We start from the raw sequence: 19,125 nt of genomic DNA, 5'->3' as shown, positions 1-19,125 counted from the left end.
CAGCCTACGGCACGGCCGGGGGCTGCTCGCCTAGATGCAGCCGCATGGTGCGCACCCCCGCGCCGGTCAGCGCCTCGACGATGCGCTCCCCCGCCATCCGCCGGACGTTGCTGCCGCAGCCCGGACAGGTGAAGGTGTAGAAGGTGCGCTCCCGGCTGCGGCCGACGGTCAGTCGGAACGCCTCCACATCCAGCTCCGTGGTGGCCCGGCACTCGGTGCAGGACGCCCGGAAACGGATCGGGACCTCGGTCACGCCCCGTCCCCCGCCCGCTCGCCGCCGTACCGCCACCCGGTGTCGTCCGGCGTGTCGGCGGGCTCGTCGTCCGCGTACAGGGCCAGCGCCGCCGCCGCGGTGGACCGGGCCTGCTCGGCCAGCGCCGCCGGGGCGGTGATCCGGCCGTCCGCGCCCAGCCGCAGCGCGAGCCGGAGCAGCCCGGCCGGGTCGGGCGTGCGCAGGGTGATCCGCAGGCCGCCGTCGGGCAGTTCCAGCGACTCCTCGTGGCTGTAGTACTCGGTGACCCAGCGACCGGCCGGGCCCACCTCCAGTACCACCTGCGGGTCGTCGGCGGCCGGGCGCACCAGCCCGTCCGACAGGTCCCGCAGCTCCAGCGGCGGCGGATCGGAGGGCACGTCCAGCACCCGGATGTCGGCCACCCGGTCCAGCCGGAACATCCGCCGGTCCTCCGAGAGCCGGCACCAGCCCTCCAGGTAGGTGTGCCCCTCGGAGACCAGCCGGATCGGGTCGACCTCCCGCTCGGTCATCTCGCCCCGGCCGGAGGAGTAGTACTGGATCCACAGCCGCCGCCGCTCGGTCAGCGCCCGGTCGACGTCGGCGAAGACGCTGCCCTCCGCCTCGAAGGTGGCGCCGACCCGGGCGCTGCCCTCGGCCGCGTCCCCGGCCGCCGCCTCCAGCTTGGCGACCGCGCGGGTGAGCGCCGTCCGGTCGCGCTCCCGCAGCCCCGGCAGCCCGGCCACCGCGCGGGCCGCCACCAGCAGCGAGATGGCCTCGTCCGAGGACAGCCGCAGCGGTTGGGCGACATCGTCCGGGTTGTGCCACCAGATCCGCTCGCCGTCGGTGTCGATGTCCAGCAGGTCGCCGCCGCGGAAGCTGGTGCCGCACATCGGCAGCACGTTCAGGTCCGCCACCAGCTCGCGCTCGCTGATCCCGAAGGCCCGGGCCACGTCGCCGACCCGGGCGCCGGGGCGCTCGCGGAGATAGGTGACCAGCGAGAGCATCCGGCGGGTCTGGTCGATGGCGTTGCTCACAGCGCTGCTCCCTCGATGTCGGCGGACTCGTCGGTCGCGGACCCGGCGTTCGCGGACCCGGCGTTCGCGGACCCATCGTTCGCGGACCCCGCGGCGGAGGCACCGGCCGCCCCGGCGACGGCGCGCAGCCGGGCGATCACGTCGGAGCGCAGCTCCGCCGGGGCGACCACCCGCACCGCCGTGCCGAACTCGGACAGGTCGGCGGCGAGCCCGTGCCCGTACGGGACCTCCAGCTCGTCCCAGTCCGCGTCCACCGCGTCCACCCGCAGCGCCTTGGTGCGCAGCGGGAAGGCCGCGCCGCGCCGCAGCCGGATCCGGGCGGTCGCGGTCGCGCCCTCCCCGGCGAACCTGGCCACGTGCTGGCGCACGTCCACATGGTCCGGGACGTCGGCGGTGAACACCCCGGCGCGGATCTTCACCCGGTCGGTGATCCGGCTCAGCCGGAACACCCGGACGTCCTTGCGGTCGCGGTCCCAGCCGGCCAGGTACCAGTGCCCGTGCCAGCACTCCAGTGCCCACGGTTCGACCGCGCGCGGCTCCGCCGCCGAGGCCCCGGACTTGCGGTAGCCGAAGGTCACCGGCCGCCTGTCCCTGGCCGCCGCCAGCAGCGGCTCGAACGCGGCCTCCCGGGCCGGGATCCGCGGCTCCAGCGCCGTCGGCGCCTCCGCCGTGCCCTCCACCAGTACCCCGGCCGCGCGCAGCTTGTGCAGCGCGCCGCTGGCCGCGCCCGCCAGCCGGGCCTGCCGCCAGACCCCGGCCGCCAGGCTCAGCGCGGCGGCCTCCTCGGCGTCCAGCGAGATCTCCGGCAGCCGGTTGCGGTCGCGCCGGGCCAGGTAGCCGGACTCGCCGTCCAGCGGGTTCTCCTCGACGTCGATCACCAGGCCGAGCTCGCGCAGGTCGTCCTTGTCCCGTTCGAACATGCGGTTGAAGGAGTCCTCGGTGCCGCTCTCGGCGGCCTCCTGGTAGGCCTCGATGGAGTCCCGCAGCTCCCGCTTGCTCAGCGGACGCCTGGTGTTCATCAGGCACAGCGCGAGGTTCATCAACCGCTCGGACTTGGCGATGGGCACCGCTCACCCCTCCCTGCACGCGAACACTCCGTGTGCCCGGCGCACCCGACCGTACCGGTCCGGCGGCGTGTCGCCAAAGCGCGGCCCCGCCCTGCCACTTCCGTGGTAGGACGGGGCCGTTGGCGGCTCGGCGATCAGACCGCGAGCAGGTCCACCACGAAGATCAGCGTCTCGCCCGGCTTGATCGCGCGACCGGCGCCGCGGTCGCCGTAGCCGAGGTGCGGCGGGATGATCAGCTCGCGCCGGCCCCCGACCTTCATCCCGACGACGCCCTGGTCCCAGCCGCCGATGACGTGGCCGGCACCGAGCGGGAAGGTGAACGCCGAGCCGCGGTTCCAGCTCGCGTCGAACTCCTCACCGGTGCTGAAGGCGACACCCACGTAGTGCACGCTGACGTTCTGGCCGGACTTGGCCTCCTCGCCGTCGCCCACCCAGATGTCACGGATCTGCAGCTCCACCGGCGGCTCGCCGCCCGGGAAGTCGATCTCCGGCTTCTCGATGCTCAAGATCTTGATCTCCTCGTCAGTGCGGCCACCGGTCAGCGGCCGTCCGACCATACGTTACGCGTTACGCGGCACCCAGGATGTCCACGACGAACACCAGCGTCGAGTTCGCCGGGATGCTGCTCTGGGCGGTGCTGCCGTAGCCCAGCGACGGCGGGATGACCACCTCGATCCGGCTGCCCACGGTCTGGCCGACCAGCGACTGGTCCCAGCCCTTGATGACCTGGCCCACGCCGATCGGGAACGAGACCGCGCCGTTGTCGTTCCAGGAGGAGTCGAAGACCTTGCCGTCGGCCCAGGTCACGCCGGTGTACTGGGTGATGATCGTCTGGCCGCTGGTGACCTTCGGGCCGTTGCCCTTGATCAGCACCGCCGACTGCAGCGCGGTCGGGGCCGTCGCGCCCTTGGGGATGGTGATCGTCGCGGCCTTCTTGTCGCAGGCGTTGACCACCGGCAGGCTGGCCGGAATCGACTTGGCCGCGGTGCCCGAGGCGGTGCCGTTGGTCGGCACCGCGCCGGTGATGTCGATCACCAAGGCCAGGGTGTCCTTGGCGCCCACCCCCATGCTGGTGCCGCCCTGCTGCGCCTGCTGCGCCTCGTTGGCCGCCAGCTGCGTGGCCGCGTCCGCGGGCGGGGCGACCACCAGGACCCGGCTGCCGATGGTGCGGCCCTGGATCCCGGCCTTCAGCCCCGGGATCATCCCGCTGAGCCCGGCGACCAGCGGAGCCTTGCTGGCGTAGGAGTCGCTCACGGTCTTGCCGGTGGTCCAGTCCTTCACCACGACGTTGGCGACCGCGGTGTCACCGCTGCCCACCACCGCGCCGGTGCCCTGGGTCAGCGTGTTCACCACCAGCTTGTCGGTCGGCTTGCCCGAGGTGGTGATGGTGGCGCTCTTACCGTAGGCACCGCTGACGACCGGCATCGGGTCGGCGGAGTCCACGGTGCCGGACACCACCGACGTGGCGGTCGGCGTGCTGGAAGGCGTGGCGGCGCAGGCCACGGGTGCGACCGAGGTCGCGTCCGAAGAGCTGGCCTTGGTGCTGCTACCGCACCCGGTCAGCAACAACGTGGGCACGAGGAGCAGCGCGGCAGCGGCGGTGGTTCGGCGCACGGTCGTCCTTAGAGAGGTGGGAGGGAACCTTGGGTCGGTCCGCGCCACTCTACGACGTTGACCCCTTTACCCAACACATAACTCGACCCCCGTGCCGTCACAATCAGGACACAGGGGTCGAGAGATGGACAAATATCCCGAACTCCGGTAGGGAAATCTGCCCGGGCAGCTCGACGGCTACATGCCAGCGATCAGCTTCTCCACGCGTTCGTCCACCGAACGGAACGGGTCCTTGCACAGCACCGTGCGCTGCGCCTGGTCGTTCAGCTTGAGGTGCACCCAGTCCACGGTGAAGTCGCGGCGCTGCTCCTGCGCCCGACGGATGAAGTCGCCGCGCAGTCGGGCCCGGGTGGTCTGCGGCGGCACCGACTTGGCCTCGAAGATCTTCAGGTCGGTGGTCACCCGCTCCGCCTGGCCCCGGCTCTGCAGCAGGTAGAACAGCCCCCGGCGGCGGTGGATGTCGTGGTAGGCGAGGTCGATCTGGGCCACCCTGGGGTGCGACATGCTCATGCCGTGCTTGGCCCGGTAACGGTCGATCAGCTGGTACTTCATCACCCAGTCGATCTCCCGGTCGACCCGGGAGAAGTCCTGCTCCCGGATCGCCTCCAGGGTGCGGCCCCACAGGTCGAGCACCTTGGCGATGGTGCCGTTGCGCAGGCCCCTGGCGTCGACGAACTCGGCGGCCTTGGTGAAGTACTCCTCCTGGATCTCCAGCGCGCTGGCCTCGCGGCCGTTGGCCAGCCGTACCTGGCGGGAGCCGGTGAGGTCGTGGCTGACCTCGCGGATCGCCCGGATCGGGTTCTCCAGGGTCAGGTCGCGCAGCACCACTCCGGCCTCGATCATGCGCAGCACCAGGTCGGTCGCGCCGACCTTGAGCAGCATGGTGGTCTCGGACATGTTGGAGTCGCCGACGATGACGTGCAGCCGCCGGTAGCGCTCGGCGTCGGCGTGCGGCTCGTCCCGGGTGTTGATGATCGGGCGGGAGCGGGTGGTCGCCGAGCTGACGCCCTCCCAGATGTGCTCCGCGCGCTGGCTCACGCAGAACACCGCGCCGCGCGGGGTCTGCAGCACCTTGCCCGCCCCGCAGATCAGCTGCCGGGTGACCAGGAACGGGATCAGGATGTCGGCCAGCCGGGAGAACTCCCCGTGCCGGGCCACCAGATAGTTCTCATGGCAGCCGTAGGAGTTTCCGGCGGAGTCGGTGTTGTTCTTGAACAGGTAGACGTCACCGGCGATGCCCTCCTCGTGCAGCCGCCTTTCGGCGTCCACCAGGAGGCCTTCGAGGATGCGCTCCCCGGCCTTGTCGTGGGTGACGAGTTCGGTGACGTCGTCGCACTCCGGAGTGGCGTACTCCGGGTGCGAACCCACGTCGAGATAGAGACGGGCCCCGTTGCGCAGAAAGACGTTGCTGCTTCGGCCCCATGACACGACACGGCGGAAGAGGTACCTGGCCACCTCGTCCGGGGAGAGTCGCCGCTGCCCCCGGAACGTACAGGTGACGCCGTACTCGTTCTCCAGCCCGAAGATTCGGCGGTCCATGATTGGACTTTACGCTTCTGGCCGCTTTCTGAAACCGGTTCGACGCGAGGTTTCCGATCATTCGCGGAGGAATCCCCATTGACCGCGAAAAGCCGTGGGGGCGTGCCGAAGCACGCCCCCACGGCAATTCCTCGACGGCCGTGTCAGTCCTGGTCAGAGGCCTGCGGCTCGTCGTCCTCCACATCACCGGTGGCAGTTTCGTCGCCGGCCAGCAGTCGGCCCAGCTGGGCGCCGACGATGCGCTTGAACTTGCGTTGCTGCCAGCGGCTGCGGTCGAGTACCGCGACCTCCAGCTGGTCCTGGGTGAGCGTGCGCGGACTGCCGCCGTTCGGGTCCCGGGCGAGGGCGTCCACGGCCAGCTTGAGGGCCTCGGGAAGGCTCAGCCCGGCCACGTGGTGCTGCGTCAGGTAGTGCCCGATGGACTCGGAGTTGCCACCGACGGCGACCGTGCCGCGCTCGTCCGCGACCGAGCCGTCGTGGGTGAGCCGGTAGATCTGGTCGTCGTCCGCGGACTTGCCCACCTCGGCCACGATCAGCTCGACCTCGTAGGGCTTCTCGCCCGCCGAGGAGAAGATCGTGCCCAGGGTCTGGGCGTAGACGTTGGTCAGGCCCCGGGCGTTCACGTCGGCCCGGTCGTAGGAGTAGCCCCGCAGGTCGGCGTAGCGCACGCCGCCGATCCTGAGGTTCTCGAACTCGTTGTAGCGGCCCACCGCGGCGAAGGCGATGCGGTCGTAGATCTCGGAGACCTTGTGCAGCGCCCGCGAGGTGTTCTCGGCCACGAAGACGATGCCGTCGGTGTAGGTGAGCACGACCACGCTGCGACCGCGCGCGATGCCCTTGCGGGCGTACTCCGCGCGGTCGGCCATGGCCTGCTGGGGTGAGACGTAGAACGGCGTCGACACCGGCGGTCGCCCCTTCTGGTCAATCGGTTGGATAGTCGATCGGTTGGACAGTCGATCGGTTGGATCGGAGAGTAGTCGGACGGGGATCGGCCGAACGGCCCGGAGCCCCGGCCGGACCGCTAGAGCAGACCGGCCTGCGGGCCGTTGGGGAACTCCAGCCGACGCTCCAGGATGCTCCGGGCCAGCGCCCCGACCTCGTCGTCCGGGAGGCGGCGGAAGCCGTCCTCGGTGATGACCCCGACGATCGGGAAGATGCCCCGGGTGAGGTCCGGGCCGCCGGTCGCCGAGTCGTCGTCGGCGGCGTCGTAGAGCGCCTGGACGACGGCGGTGGCGGCCTCCTCGGCGGTCAGGTCCGCCCGGTAGAGCTTCTTCAGCGAGCCCTTGGCGAACAGCGAGCCCGAGCCGGTGGCCGCGAAGCCGAGCTCCTCGGAACGGCCGCCGGTGACGTCGTAGCTGAAGATCCGGCCCCGGCCGAGGTCGAGGTCGTAGCCCGCGAACAGCGGGACCACGGCCAGGCCCTGCATCGCCATGCCCAGGTTGCCGCGGATCATGGTGGTGAGCCGGTTGGCCTTGCCCTCGAACGAGAGCTGGGTGCCCTCGATCTTCTCGTAGTGCTCCAGTTCCAGCTGGAACAGGCGCACCATCTCGACCGCGAGCCCGGCGGTGCCGGCGATGCCGACCGCCGAGTACTCGTCGGCCGGGAAGACCTTCTCGATGTCGCGCTGCGCGATCAGGTTGCCCATGGTGGCGCGCCGGTCACCGGCGAGGATCACCCCGCCGTCGAAGGTGACGGAGACGATGGTGGTGCCGTGCGGGGACTCCAACGGCTGCATCCCGGCAGGCAGGGTGCGGCGGCCGGGGAGCAGCTCCGGCTGGTGCTCGGCCAGGAATTCGACGAAGGACGACGAACCCGGCGTCAAGAAGGCAGCCGGTAGACGCCCGGTGCCACGAGTGTTGGCTTCCACACGTTCCCTTCCAGATGGTCGGCCCCACGCCGGAGCAGCTCGGGCCGGTCCTTGAACTGCCCCAGTCCGCCCTTGCAGTTGAAGCAGAGGATGGCTCGGACCCTACCCGTTTTGTGGTCGTGATCCACATGTTCCGGCGCGGGAACCAGGCGTCACTCGCCGCCCTTTTGCACGTACGAGCGCACGAACGACTCGGCGTCCGACTCCAGGATCTCGTCGATGTCGTCGAGTACCGCGTCCACGTCGTCGTCGAGCTTCGCCTTGCGCTCCTTGAGGTCGGAGGCCTCGTTCGCCTCGACCTCGGTCTCCTCGACCTCCTCGGAGGAGCGGTTCGCCCGCTGCTGGCCGCCGCCGGTGTCCTTGGTCGCCATGTCCCTCACCCCGCTCGGTTGACGGCGCATCGCTGCGCTCGGTTGTCCCGGTGTAGACCGGTACTCCTGGTCAGACCCTATACACGAGGTGTGACAACCGCCTCGTGTTTTACCGCAACGATTCAACGTCCGATGCTGTTCGGATGATGCCCAGCCGGGCCGCATTCACCCATCGTGAGCTGTTGTCACCCTGCGGTTACGCCGGAAGCGGACAGATGTTCAGCCGCCGGAGAGCACCCGGACCAGGTCCTCGGCCGTGCGGCAGCGGTCCAGCAGCGCCTTGACGTGCTTCCTGGTCCCCCGCAGCGGCTCCAGCGTGGGCACCCGCTGGAGCGAGTCCCGCCCGGGCAGGTCGAAGATCACCGAGTCCCAGGAGGCCGCGGCGACGTGGTCGGCGTACTGCTCCAGACAGCGGCCCCGGAAGTACGCCCGGGTGTCCTCGGGCGGCTTGTGGGCCGCCCGCAGCACGTCCGCCTCGTCCAGGAGGCGCTCCATCCGCCCGCGCTCCACCAACCGGTTGTAGAGGCCCTTCTCGGCCCGTACGTCGGCGTACTGCAGGTCGACCAGTTGCAGCCGGGGGCTGTCCCAGTCCAGGCCGTCCCGGTTGCGGTAGCCCTCCAGCAGCTCGCGCTTGGCGATCCAGTCGAGCTGCCGGGACAGGCTCATCGGGTCGCGCTCCAGCCGCCCGAGGACGTCCTCCCAGCGGTCCAGGACGTCCTTGGTCTGCTCGTCGGCGTCCGCGCCGAAGCGGTCCTCGACGTACTTGCGGGCCAGCTCGAAGTACTCCAGCTGGAGCTGGACCGCCGTCAGCTTCCGCCCGCTGCGCAGCGTCATCAGGTAGCCGAGGTCCGGGTCGTGGGAGACCCGGTGCAGGGTGCGGACCGGCTGGTCGACCGCGAGGTCGACGCCGATGAAGCCGTCCTCGATCATCGACAGCACCAGCGCGGTGGTGCCCAGCTTCAGATAGGTCGAGATCTCGGACAGGTTGGCGTCCCCGATGATGACGTGCAGCCTGCGGTACTTCTCGGCGTCGGCGTGCGGTTCGTCGCGGGTGTTGATGATCGGGCGCTTGAGCGTGGTCTCCAGGCCGACCTCGACCTCGAAGTAGTCCGCGCGCTGGCTGATCTGGAAGCCGTGGGCCGAGCCGTCCTGGTGCAGGCCGACCCGGCCCGCCCCGGTGACGACCTGCCGGGAGACGAAGAACGGGGTGAGGTGGCGGACGATCTCGGCGAACGGGGTCGCCCGCTTCATCAGGTAGTTCTCGTGGGTGCCGTAGGAGGCGCCCTTGTTGTCGGTGTTGTTCTTGTACAGGTGGATCGGCTGCGCGCCCGGCAGCTGCAGGGCGCGGATGGCCGCCTCCTCCATGATCCGCTCGCCCGCCTTGTCCCAGAGCACCGCGTCGCGGGGGTTGGTGATCTCCGGCGAGCTGTACTCCGGGTGGGCGTGGTCCACGTAGAACCGGGCGCCGTTGGTGAGGATGATGTTCGCCAGGCCGATGTCCTCGTCCGTCAGCTGGCTTGCGTCCGCCGTGTCCCTGGCCAGGTCGAAGCCCCGCGCGTCGCGCAGCGGGTTCTCCTCCTCGAAGTCCCAGCGGGCCCTCCGCGCCCGGTGCATCGCCGCCGCGTAGGCGTTGACCACCTGCGACGAGGTGAGCATGGCATTGGCGTTGGGATGCCCCGGGACGGAGATCCCGTACTCCGTCTCGATTCCCATCACGCGCCGTACAGACATGCGGCCCTCCTTCAAAGCTGCCGCTGACGAGCCGTCCGTCGACGGTCGGCCCGGTGCGGTAACCCGAGCCTAGAACTGCGCACTGACAACCGGGAGATCGCTGCCCGGGAGATTTCTTCGGGGCGTTTCTTCAGGACGTTTTCTTCGGGCACGTTCCTCGGGCACGTTCCTCGGGACACAGGACGACGGCCTGGGTCCGGACGCGAACCGTCCGACTACGGGCAAGCACCCGTAGCCGGACGGCGGCGGCGCGGCGACCTGCAGGTACGGAGACCTACAGGTACTGCCCCGTGTTGGCGACAGTGTCGATGGAGCGGCCGGACTCGGCGCCCTGCTTCCCGGTGACCAGCGTGCGGATGAACACGATCCGCTCGCCCTTCTTGCCGGAGATGCGGGCCCAGTCGTCCGGGTTGGTGGTGTTGGGCAGGTCCTCGTTCTCCTTGAACTCGTCCACACACGCGGCGAGCAGGTGGGTCACCCGCAGTCCGCGCTGGCCGTGGTCGAGGAAGTCCTTGATGGCCATCTTCTTCGCCCGGTCCACGATGTTCTGGATCATCGCTCCGGAGTTGAAGTCCTTGAAGTACAGGACCTCCTTGTCACCGTTGGCGTAGGTGACCTCCAGGAAGCGGTTCTCCTCGGTCTCGGTGTACATCCGCTCCACCACGGCCTGGATCATGGCGTCGACGGTGCCCTCCACCGACGAGCCGTGCTCCTTGACGTCGTCCGGGTGCAGCGGCAGCGAGCTCTTGAGGTACTTGGAGAAGATGTCCTTGGCCGCCTCGGCGTCCGGGCGCTCGATCTTGATCTTGACGTCGAGCCGTCCCGGGCGCAGGATCGCCGGGTCGATCATGTCCTCGCGGTTGGATGCCCCGATGACGATGACGTTCTCCAGTCCCTCCACGCCGTCGATCTCGGCGAGCAGCTGCGGGACGATGGTGTTCTCCACGTCCGAGCTGACGCCGGAACCGCGGGTGCGGAACAGCGACTCCATCTCGTCGAAGAAGACGATGACCGGCGTGCCCTCGCTGGCCTTCTCCCGGGCCCGCTGGAAGACCAGGCGGATCTGCCGCTCGGTCTCGCCGACGTACTTGTTGAGCAGCTCCGGGCCCTTGATGTTGAGGAAGTAGCTCTTCCCCTGGGGCTGCCCGGTGACCTCCGCCACCTTCTTGGCCAGCGAGTTCGCGACCGCCTTGGCGATCAGGGTCTTTCCGCAGCCGGGCGGGCCGTAGAGCAGGACGCCCTTGGGCGGGCGCAGCTCGTACTCCTTGAACAGCTCGGCGTGCAGGTACGGCAGCTCCACCGCGTCGCGGATCTGCTCGATCTGCTGGCCGAGGCCGCCGATGCGGTCGTAGTCGATGTCCGGGACCTCTTCGAGGACCAGCTCCTCGACCTCGCTCTTCGGGACCACCTCGTAGACGTAGCCCGAACGGGGTTCCAGCAGCAGGGCGTCGCCGGAGCGCAGGGTGAGGTCGCGGAGCGGTTCGGCGAGCCGGACCACCCGCTCCTCGTCCGTGTGCCCGGTGACCAGGGCGCGCTCGCCGTCCTCAAGGACTTCCTTGAGGGTGACGATGTCGCCGATGCTCTCGAACTCCATCGCGTCGACGATGTTCAGGGCCTCGTTGAGCATCACCTCCTGGCCGCGCTGGAGGTCGTCCAGCGGGACGCTGGGGCTGACGTTCACCCGCAGCTTGCGGCCGCCGGTGAAGATGTCGGCGGTGCCGTCCTCGTTGGCGGACAGGAAGGTGCCGAAGCCGGCCGGCGGTTGGGCGAGCCGGTCCACCTCCTCCTTGAGGGCCACGATCTGGTCGCGGGCCTCCCTCAGGGTGGAGGCGAGCCGCTCGTTCTGGGCGGTGACTCCGGACAGGTTGGCCTGCAGCTCGGCGATGCGCTCTTCGAGGATCCTCGTGTGGCGCGGCGAGTCTGCGAGTTTGCGGCGCAGGACAGCGATCTCCTGCTCAAGAAAGGAAACCTGGCTGAGGGCTTCCTCAGAACCCCGTGCGGGCCTGCCGCCTCGGGTGTAATCGTCATCGTGGGCTGCCACGGTCCTCACCTCCTCCGGGGGAGCTGAACGCTTTCAGACCCTACCTGTGCCTGGCCGCGTTGAAACCCCTAGATCGATAAGTCGGAAGGGGGTGTGTCCGATCTTCACCCTTGCGCACGTCCCCTCGTCACTGGGATACCCACTCGAAGACGCTCGAAAGCGACCACTTGTTAGAGTCGGACCCGTCAGCGGCCATCGGGTTGACCCGGCACTGTTCAATCCGTGTACCGATGGCCGGAACGGCGGGCCGCTTCCCCGGCCCGGTGACCCAGAACGGCGGGCGGATGGCCAGCGTGGACGGCAGTGCGGGCGAGCCCCTTGAGGTATGGATCGACCAGGACCTGTGCACCGGTGACGGCATCTGCGTGCAGTACGCGCCGGAGGTGTTCGAGTTGGACATCGACGGCCTCGCCTACGTGAAGGGCGAGGACGAGGAGCTGCGGCAGGCACCGGGGGCGGTGGTGCCGGTGCCTTTGACGGTGCTTCAGGACGTGGTGGATTCGGCCAAGGAATGCCCCGGCGACTGCATCCACGTCCGGCGGGCCCGGGACCTGGTCGAGGTGTTCGGGCCGGACGCGGAGTAGCCCGACGGATCAGCCCCGCTCTGTGACCAAGATCACAGGGCGGGGCTGACCTGTTGTCAGCTCGGCGGCGGCCGGGTCAGGCCTCGTCGCCGGTGAGCACCACCGTGCGGTGGTAGCCCCGCCCCCGCGGCGTCCAGACCAGCGACTCGTGCAGGTCGGGGCAGCAGCGCGGGACGTCGGACGAGGAGTAGCCGTCGACGGCCGCGGTGATCGTGCCGTCACCGCGGAAGTCCACGCTGCGCACGGTCAGGTCCTCGGTGGAGCTGATCAGCACGTCGGCGATGCGCGGGCGTCCGCCGGGCCCGGGCTCCAGCAGGTACAGGCCGTCCGGCGGGGTGCCGGTGGCCGAGAGGCAGTGCGCGGCGGCGATGGTGGCGTCGGCGCCGTCGCCGGTGAGGTCGGCGCCGAAGCTCTGGTCGATCTTGACCGGCAGCCCGTCGCAGCCGAGCGGGTAGACCGCGCGGGCCGGATCCGGGGCGGCGGCGGCCGGGACGGCGTGCGGGCCGTTCGGAGCCGGCGCGGAGGCGTCGGCGGGGGCGACCGCGAGCACGGTGCCGACGGCGGCGGCGAGTACCGCGGCGGTGCCGATCCAGTGCCAGGCCAGGGTCCGGGTGTGGGCCGGGGGCCGCGGCGGGGCGGCCGCCGGTTCGGGCCGCCGCGGCGCTGCCGGTCCTGGCGACTGCGCTGCCGGTCCTGGCGACTGCTGGGCCACGGGTGCACTCCCCTTCCGGGCGGCGCTCCGCGGGGCGCGGCCAGGGTGCGAGGGGGCTGCCGCGCGCGGGCTGTGCGGGGAGCGTGCCGTGCTGCGGGGCCCCGGATCGGGACCCGGCCGGGACGAGCGGCCGGTTCGGTGGGCAGCATCGTCCCATACCGGGGGCGTCCGCGCGGCGGCGGGTGGCCGCCGCGCGGCGGCCGCGGCTCCGGGGTGCCCCCGGGTACGGCTCGGCCCCGCGCGGCTGGTGCCGGGCGGGGCCGGGTGCGGGCTGCGGGCGGTCAGTCCTCGTCGGACTGGCGACCGGCCTCGGCCAGTTTCAGGAAGCGGCCGGGCTGCGGCGGGACCGGGCTCTCGACGTCCCCGTAGGCGCCCTTGGCCGGGCGGCGGCGGCGCAGCGGCGGTTCCACGCCGTCCGCGAGCCGACGGGAGGTGAGCAGGAAGCCGGTGTGGCCGATCATGCGGTGGTCCGGGCGCACGGCCAGGCCTTCGACGTGCCAGTTGCGCACCATCGACTCCCAGGCCTGCGGCTCGGTGAAGCAGCCGTGGTCGCGCAGCGCCTCGACGGTGCGCGAGAGCTGGGTGGTGGTGGCCACGTAGCAGCAGATCACGCCGCCGGGGACGAGGGCCTTGGCGGCGACGTCCAGGCACTCCCAGGGGGCGAGCATGTCCAGCACCATCCGGTCGACCTCGGTCTCGACCAGGTTGTCCTGGAGGTCGCCGAGGGTGAGCCGCCAGGCCGGGTGCGGGCCGCCGAAGTAGCGCTCCACGTTGTTGCGGGCGATCTCGGCGAAGTCCTCGCGGCGCTCGTACGACGAGAGCGAGCCGTGGTCGCCGACCGCGCGCAGCAGCGAGCAGCTGAGCGCTCCGGAGCCGACCCCGGCCTCGACCACGCGGGCGCCGGGGAAGATGTCGGCCATGGTGACGATCTGCCCCGCGTCCTTGGGGTAGACCACGGCGGCACCGCGCGGCATGGAGAGGACGTAGTCGGAGAGCAGGGGGCGCAGCGCGAGGTACTGGATGTTCCCGGTGGTGCGCACCACGGAGCCCTCGGGGGCTCCGATCAGCTCGTCGTGCGAGAAGGCGCCCTTGTGGGTGTGGAACGCCTTGCCGGGTTCGAGCGTGATGGTGTGGTGGCGACCCTTGGGGTCGGTGAGCTGGACCTGGTCTCCGACCTGGAAGGGCCCACGGCGGCGGGCAGCGCCGGTCGGTTCTGACATGGATCACAGTCTAGTGCCCCGGCGGGGCGCCCTCTGCCGCCCTCCGTCGCCGGTTCGACCCCGTGGGCCGGGTCGGGCGTCCGGTGGCGGCGGTCAGGCGGCGGTCAGGCGGCGGAGCCGGTGGGGACCGGCGGGATCGGCGCCTGTCCGGCCATGGCCCGGGCGAAGGCCAGCTCGACGTCCTGGGCCGCGAGCACGCCGAGCGGGCTGCCGTCGGGTTCCACCACCAGGTACTCGCTGGCGGGGTTGGCCCGCAGCGTGTCCAGCAGGTCCTCGCCGACCAGGTCGGCCCGGATCCGCAGGCCCGGCTCCAGTTCGCGGGCGACCGCGCCGACGGCGGTCCACGGCCGCCGGTGCTCCGGGATGGCCCGCACGGCCTGCTCGCGGACCAGGGCCACCGGCTCGCCCTGGCCGTCGGCGATCACCAGTCCGCGCGCGCCCGCCGCCTCGACCCGGCGCAGCGCCTCGGCCAGCGGGGTGTCGTAGGCCACGCTGACGGCGGGCCTGGCCAGGGTGCGGGCGCCCAGTTCCGGCAGCCGCTCGCGCAGCCGGGCGACCCGGACGCTGCCGGTCGCGCCGTTCCAGATGATGGCGGCGAGCACCGCGCCGAGCACCGCGTCCACCAGCATGGTGGTGGTTCCGGCGGCGGGGGCCTGGTAGGCGGCCAGGGTGGGCATGCCGATCAGCACGCACAGGGCCAGCAGCCGTCCGGCCCAGGCGGCGGTGACGGTGCCGGTCATCGGGTTGCCGGTGACCTTCCAGACCACGGCGCGGAGCATCCGGCCGCCGTCCAGCGGGAGTCCGGGCAGCAGGTTGAAGGCGGCCACCACGACGTTGCTGAGCATCAGCGCGGCCAGCAGCACCCCGGGCACGGTGCCCGCCTCGACCAGTTGCATACCGCCGAGGAAGAGCACGCCGAGGACCAGCGACAGCAGCGGTCCGGAGAAGGCCAGCCAGAACTCGCGCCCGGCGCTCTGGGCCTCCTTCTCGATCTCCGAGACGCCGCCGAAGAACTGCAGCTGGATCCGCTTGACCGGGAGCCGGTAGCGCAGCGCCACCACCGTGTGGGCGAGTTCGTGCACCAGCACCGAGCCGTAGAAGGCCAGCGCGAAGAAGAGCGCGACCAGGTAGCGGGCGGCGCCGAGGCCGGGCAGCACCGTGTCGATCTGGCCGCCGAAGATCCAGGTGATCAGTCCGGTGATCAGGAACCAGGTGGGAGTGACGTAGACCGGCACGCCGAAGGGGCGCCCCATCAGCAGGGCGCCTGAGGGGCGGTCGTCCTCGGTGTCGCTCATTGCGGCCCCCTCCGTACCGTCGGGTCGGCGTGCGGGTGCGCGCCCCCGGGCCCAAAGCTACGCGATCACCACGCCGCGCTGCCGCCGGGCCCGGCCGTGCACCTGATACCTACCCAACCCGGCGGGGGTGTACCGGCGGGCCGTTCGGTACCTGGCTGTCAGTGCCGGGCCATAGGCTCACCGCATGCACCAGTCCGCCGCCGACACCCTGCCGGTCGACGCCCCGCCCGTCGACACTCCGCCCGCGCCCGCCGCGCGGCCCGCCGCCGCGCCGGTCGCGCTCTCGCCCTCGCGGGCGGGGGACTTCATGACCTGCCCGCTGCTGTACCGGCTGCGGGTGATCGACAAGCTGCCCGAACCGCCGAGTGCCGCCGCGACCAGGGGCACCGTGGTGCACGCCGTGCTGGAGCGGCTGTTCGACGCCCCGGCCGGGCAGCGCACCCCGGAGGCGGCGCGGGCGCTGCTGCGCCCGGAGTGGGCGCGGCTGCTGGGGAAGCGGCCGGAGCTGGCCGGGCTCTTCCCGCAGGACGCCGACGGCGCGGAGCTCGCCCGCTGGCTGGCCGAGGCGGAGCAGCTGCTGGACGGCTGGTTCCGGCTGGAGGACCCGAACCGGCTGGAGCCCGCCGAGCGGGAGCTGTACGTGGAGACCGAGCTGGACTCCGGGCTGCGGCTGCGCGGCTACGTCGACCGGGTGGACGTGGCCCCCACCGGCGAGGTCCGGATCGTGGACTACAAGACCGGCAAGGCGCCCTCGCGCGACTACGAGGGCAAGGCCATGTTCCAGATGAAGTTCTACGCGCTGGTGCTGTGGCGGCTGCGCGGGGTGGTGCCGCGCCGGTTGCAGCTGGTCTACCTGGGCGGCGGGGGCGCGGTGGTCAGCTACGACCCGGATCTGGCGGACCTGCGGGCGGTGGAGCGCAAGCTGCTGGCGCTGTGGGCGGCGATCCAGCGGGCGCTGGAGACCGGCGACTGGCCGGCCACGCCGAACCGGCTCTGCGACTGGTGCGCGCACCAGGCCCTGTGCCCGGCTTACGGCGGCACTCCCCCGCCGTACCCTTTGGAGGTACCGACCGCCTCTGGTGCGGGGGACCGATGAGTGGAGCGAGTTGTGGCGATCCGAGTGCTGCTGGTCGATGACCAGCCGCTGTTGCGTACCGGCTTCCGGATGATCCTGGAGGCCGAGGCGGACATCGCCGTGGTCGGTGAGGCCGGGGACGGCCAGCAGGCCCTGGACCAGGTCCGGGTGCTCCAGCCGGACGTCGTGCTGATGGACATCCGGATGCCCCGGATGGACGGTGTGGAGGCCACCCGCCGGATCGCCGGGCCGGGCCGCGACGGCCCGGCGAAGGTGCTCGTGCTGACCACCTTCGACCTGGACGAGTACGTGGTGGAGGCGCTGCGCGCGGGGGCCAGCGGCTTCCTGCTGAAGGACGTCCCGGCCGAGGAGCTGGTGCAGGCGATCCGGGTGGTCGCCGACGGCGCGGCGATGCTGGCGCCGAGCGTCACCCGGCGGCTGCTGGACATGTACGCGGGGCGGCTGCCCTCGGGCGACGAGGCCCCGCCGGCGGCGCTGGCGACGCTGACCGAGCGCGAGGTGGAGGTGCTGAAGCTGGTGGCCCGGGGGATGTCCAACTCCGAGGTCGCCGGTGAGCTCTTCGTCAGCGAGACCACGGTGAAGACCCATGTCGGCCATGTGCTGACCAAGCTGGGGCTGCGGGACCGGGTGCAGGCGGCGGTGTTCGCCTACGAGAGCGGCCTGGTGCGCCCCGGCGCGAGCTGAGGCCGGCGGCCGGGGCCGCGGGCCCCGCGGCGGGGAGCGGCCCGGGCGCGGGACCAGCGGTGTGGTCCCGCGCCCGGGCCGCTCCGGTCGCGCGGTCGGCTCCTGGCTCCCGGCCTTTCGGCCCTCAGCTCTTGCCGACCATCCAGAAGCGCATGATCTCGGCGGTGTCCAGGGTCAGCGGGACCCCGGTGATGTTGCCCTGGGTGACGATGAACTGCTTGTCCTGCCACAGCGGGATGTACGCGGCGTCCTTGGCCAGGTCCGTCTGGATCTTGGCGAAGGTGCTCTGGGCCAGGGCGCTGCCCCGGTCGTCCAGCTTCAGCGTCTCCGGCGTCAGCGTGTTGCTGATCTCGGAGTCGGTGTAGTAGCTGCCGAAGGTGCCGGGCGAGCCCAGGAACGGGGAGACGTAGTCGTCCGGGTCCGGGTAGTCCGCGGACCAGCCGGACACCGAGGCCTCGATCTTCCCGGTGCTCCACTGGGTGATCAGGTCGTTCAGGGTGGGCACCGGCTTGAGGGAGACCTGGAAGATCCCGTCGACCTCAAGCTGCTGCTTGATCAGCGCCGCCTCGGCGTCGCTGCCCGGCGTGGACCGGGCGTAGTAGTAAGGGAAGCTGATCGGCAGCTTCACCCCGGCCCGGTTCAGCTGGCTCTTGACCTCGGCTGCGGTCGAGGAGCTCGGACCGGTCTGGTAGAGGTCCTCGAACGGCGTGGTCGCGTCGCCGATGCCCTGCGGGATCAGCGAGTACAGCGGGACGACGGTGCGCTGGTAGACGTTGTCGGCGATGGCGTCCCGGTCGACCAGCTCGGCCACGGCCCGGCGCGCCGCCGGGTCGGTGAACGGGCCGTTCTTGACGTTCAGGATGATCATCCGGGTCTCGGTCCCGGCGCCGGTGTCGACCTGCAGCCCCTTGCCGAGCACCTGCTGGGCCTGTAGCCGGACCAGGTCGGCGGCGGCCAGGTCACTGCTGGCGTTGAGGTCGATGTCGCCGTTGCTCAGCGCCTTCATCACGCTGCCGGAGTCGGCGTAGTACTTCATGGTGACGCTGGAGTTCATCGCCTTGCTGGTGGAGCTGATCGCCTGGCCCTTGTAGTTCGGGTTCAGCGACATGCTGACCGACTGCGGGTTGGCCTTGCCGTCGACCGGGCTGCCGAGCTGCACCGAGTCGACCTTGTAGACGCCGGAGGCCACCGGGTCGTTGCCGGTGAGCAGCGAGGTGCCGGAGAAGGTCCTGGGGTCGACGATCGACCCGACGCCGGAGGCCAGGCGGTCGGGGAAGGTCGCGTCCGGGGTGTTCAGGTGGAAGGTGACCCCGAGGTCGCCGCTGGTGGAGACCGACTGCAGGGTGCTCAGCAGGATGCTGACGCCGGAGCCGTTGTCCCGCTTCAGCTTGCCTATCTCGACCACCCGGTCGAGCGAGAACTTCACCGCGGCGGCGTTCAGCGGGTCGCCGTTGGAGAAGGTCAGGCCGGGGCGCAGGGTGCAGGTGTAGGTGGTGTCGGCGGAGCCGACGAAGGCGCAGCTGCTGGCGGCGTCCGGGGTGGGGATGGTGGCGCCGGGCGCGTAGCTCAGCAGCCGCTGGTAGATGTTGTAGAACAGCATCCAGGAGCCGTTGTCGTAGGCCCCGGCCGGGTCGAGCGAGGAGTACGCCTCGATGGTGCCCATGGTGATGCTGGTCTTCGACTCACCGCTCACGCCGCTCGACGAGGAGCCGGAGGACGCGCAGGCAGAGGTGGTGGCGAGCAGGCCGACGCAGCCGAGCGTCGCCAGCCGTTTGGCTGCTGACATGACTTCCTTACTTTCCAGGCCGGCGCTGTGGACGCCGTACCGGGGTCGTACGACCGCACCACGGCTCCGGGCGGGGTAGGCACCGGGCGCGGCGGCGCGGCCTGAGGGGGCCGGGCAGCATGCGCCACCACGCACTGGGGTGACGCCTGTTGCGCGCAAGTGTTCCGATCGCGTGTAGCGTCCCATACGTTGCCATGAACCCCGAGAGCGGTTGACCCAGGGTGGGTCCAGGGCAGGGCGAATTGCCACCCA

At 71.0% G+C, this 19,125-nt stretch carries 16 protein-coding genes and 3 pseudogenes; 3 read left to right on the top strand and 16 right to left on the bottom strand.

Features of this window, described 5'->3' with window-relative positions; translation table 11 throughout:
• Nucleotides 1–4: 4 nt before the first annotated feature.
• From GXP74_RS13200 to arc, 12 genes and pseudogenes are all read right to left on the bottom strand, one after another.
• Nucleotides 5–253: a hypothetical protein gene (locus GXP74_RS13200; protein WP_182451678.1), complete on the bottom strand. Its 249-nt coding sequence runs from the start codon at nt 251–253 to the stop codon at nt 5–7.
• Nucleotides 250–1,236, bottom strand: coding sequence for a YafY family protein (locus GXP74_RS13195; RefSeq protein ID WP_182456410.1), 987 nt, complete (start codon nt 1,234–1,236; stop codon nt 250–252). The genes GXP74_RS13200 and GXP74_RS13195 overlap by 4 nt, the downstream gene beginning before the upstream one ends.
• A gap of 143 nt (nt 1,237–1,379) precedes the next feature.
• A pseudogene (locus GXP74_RS13190) lies at nt 1,380–2,333 on the bottom strand (helix-turn-helix transcriptional regulator); the annotation flags it as partial.
• A gap of 134 nt (nt 2,334–2,467) precedes the next feature.
• Nucleotides 2,468–2,839, bottom strand: coding sequence for an FKBP-type peptidyl-prolyl cis-trans isomerase (locus tag GXP74_RS13185; protein WP_182451676.1), 372 nt, complete (start codon nt 2,837–2,839; stop codon nt 2,468–2,470).
• A 61-nt stretch (nt 2,840–2,900) separates the two neighbouring features.
• A complete protein-coding gene (locus tag GXP74_RS13180) occupies nt 2,901–3,947 on the bottom strand; it encodes an FKBP-type peptidyl-prolyl cis-trans isomerase (protein ID WP_182451675.1) in 1,047 nt (348 codons plus the stop codon).
• A 177-nt stretch (nt 3,948–4,124) separates the two neighbouring features.
• Nucleotides 4,125–5,486: a Pup--protein ligase gene (gene pafA, locus GXP74_RS13175; protein ID WP_182451674.1), complete on the bottom strand. Its 1,362-nt coding sequence runs from the start codon at nt 5,484–5,486 to the stop codon at nt 4,125–4,127.
• Between the two features lie 143 nt (nt 5,487–5,629).
• Nucleotides 5,630–6,388 carry a proteasome subunit alpha gene (gene prcA, locus GXP74_RS13170; RefSeq protein WP_182451673.1) on the bottom strand — a complete coding sequence of 253 codons (759 nt, stop codon included), beginning with the start codon at nt 6,386–6,388 and terminating at the stop codon, nt 5,630–5,632.
• A gap of 119 nt (nt 6,389–6,507) precedes the next feature.
• A complete protein-coding gene (prcB, locus tag GXP74_RS13165; protein ID WP_182451672.1) occupies nt 6,508–7,353 on the bottom strand; it encodes a proteasome subunit beta in 846 nt (281 codons plus the stop codon).
• Nucleotides 7,305–7,484 (bottom strand): annotated as a pseudogene (locus GXP74_RS13160) (endonuclease domain-containing protein); the annotation flags it as partial. The pseudogene GXP74_RS13160 and the gene prcB, both read right to left, overlap by 49 nt.
• Before the next feature lie 21 nt (nt 7,485–7,505).
• The gene (locus GXP74_RS13155; RefSeq protein WP_182451671.1) at nt 7,506–7,724 is read right to left on the bottom strand and encodes a ubiquitin-like protein Pup; all 219 of its coding nucleotides are present in this window, start codon (nt 7,722–7,724) and stop codon (nt 7,506–7,508) included.
• A 219-nt stretch (nt 7,725–7,943) separates the two neighbouring features.
• Nucleotides 7,944–9,455 (bottom strand): depupylase/deamidase Dop, encoded by a 1,512-nt coding sequence (gene dop, locus GXP74_RS13150; protein WP_182451670.1) that lies wholly within the window; start codon nt 9,453–9,455, stop codon nt 7,944–7,946.
• A 274-nt stretch (nt 9,456–9,729) separates the two neighbouring features.
• On the bottom strand, nt 9,730–11,496 hold the full coding sequence (gene arc / locus GXP74_RS13145) for a proteasome ATPase (RefSeq protein ID WP_182451669.1): 1,767 nt from the start codon (nt 11,494–11,496) through the stop codon (nt 9,730–9,732).
• 284 nt (nt 11,497–11,780) lie between these two features.
• Here arc and GXP74_RS13140 point away from each other — a divergent pair, with 284 nt between their 5' ends.
• Entirely contained in the window at nt 11,781–12,080 is a 300-nt protein-coding gene (locus GXP74_RS13140; protein WP_182456408.1) for a ferredoxin, read from the top strand.
• 76 nt (nt 12,081–12,156) lie between these two features.
• Here the strand turns inward: GXP74_RS13140 and GXP74_RS13135 are convergent, their stop codons facing one another.
• From GXP74_RS13135 to GXP74_RS13125, 3 genes and pseudogenes are all read right to left on the bottom strand, one after another.
• Entirely contained in the window at nt 12,157–12,792 is a 636-nt protein-coding gene (locus tag GXP74_RS13135) for a hypothetical protein (protein ID WP_182451668.1), read from the bottom strand.
• A 281-nt stretch (nt 12,793–13,073) separates the two neighbouring features.
• Nucleotides 13,074–14,012 carry a tRNA (adenine-N1)-methyltransferase gene (locus GXP74_RS13130; protein ID WP_182451667.1) on the bottom strand — a complete coding sequence of 313 codons (939 nt, stop codon included), beginning with the start codon at nt 14,010–14,012 and terminating at the stop codon, nt 13,074–13,076.
• Nucleotides 14,013–14,116: 104 nt separating this feature from the next.
• Nucleotides 14,117–15,352: pseudogene (locus GXP74_RS13125) on the bottom strand (site-2 protease family protein); the annotation flags it as partial.
• A gap of 139 nt (nt 15,353–15,491) precedes the next feature.
• On the opposite strand from GXP74_RS13125, the gene GXP74_RS13120 reads away from it, so the two are divergent.
• Nucleotides 15,492–16,403 (top strand): RecB family exonuclease, encoded by a 912-nt coding sequence (locus GXP74_RS13120; protein WP_182451665.1) that lies wholly within the window; start codon nt 15,492–15,494, stop codon nt 16,401–16,403.
• Nucleotides 16,404–16,415: 12 nt separating this feature from the next.
• Complete coding sequence (locus tag GXP74_RS13115) at nt 16,416–17,087, top strand: response regulator transcription factor (protein WP_182451664.1); 672 nt, start codon at nt 16,416–16,418, stop codon at nt 17,085–17,087.
• A 124-nt stretch (nt 17,088–17,211) separates the two neighbouring features.
• On the opposite strand, the gene GXP74_RS13110 is transcribed toward GXP74_RS13115, so the two are convergent.
• The gene (locus GXP74_RS13110; RefSeq protein ID WP_182451663.1) at nt 17,212–18,873 is read right to left on the bottom strand and encodes an ABC transporter substrate-binding protein; all 1,662 of its coding nucleotides are present in this window, start codon (nt 18,871–18,873) and stop codon (nt 17,212–17,214) included.
• Between the last annotated feature and the right edge of the window lie 252 nt (nt 18,874–19,125).

It is taken from the genome of Streptacidiphilus sp. P02-A3a, assembly GCF_014084105.1.
Classification (GTDB): domain Bacteria; phylum Actinomycetota; class Actinomycetes; order Streptomycetales; family Streptomycetaceae; genus Streptacidiphilus.
The sequence above is the reverse complement of the archived record's forward strand: the minus strand, read 5'-3'. Positions and strand labels throughout refer to the sequence as shown.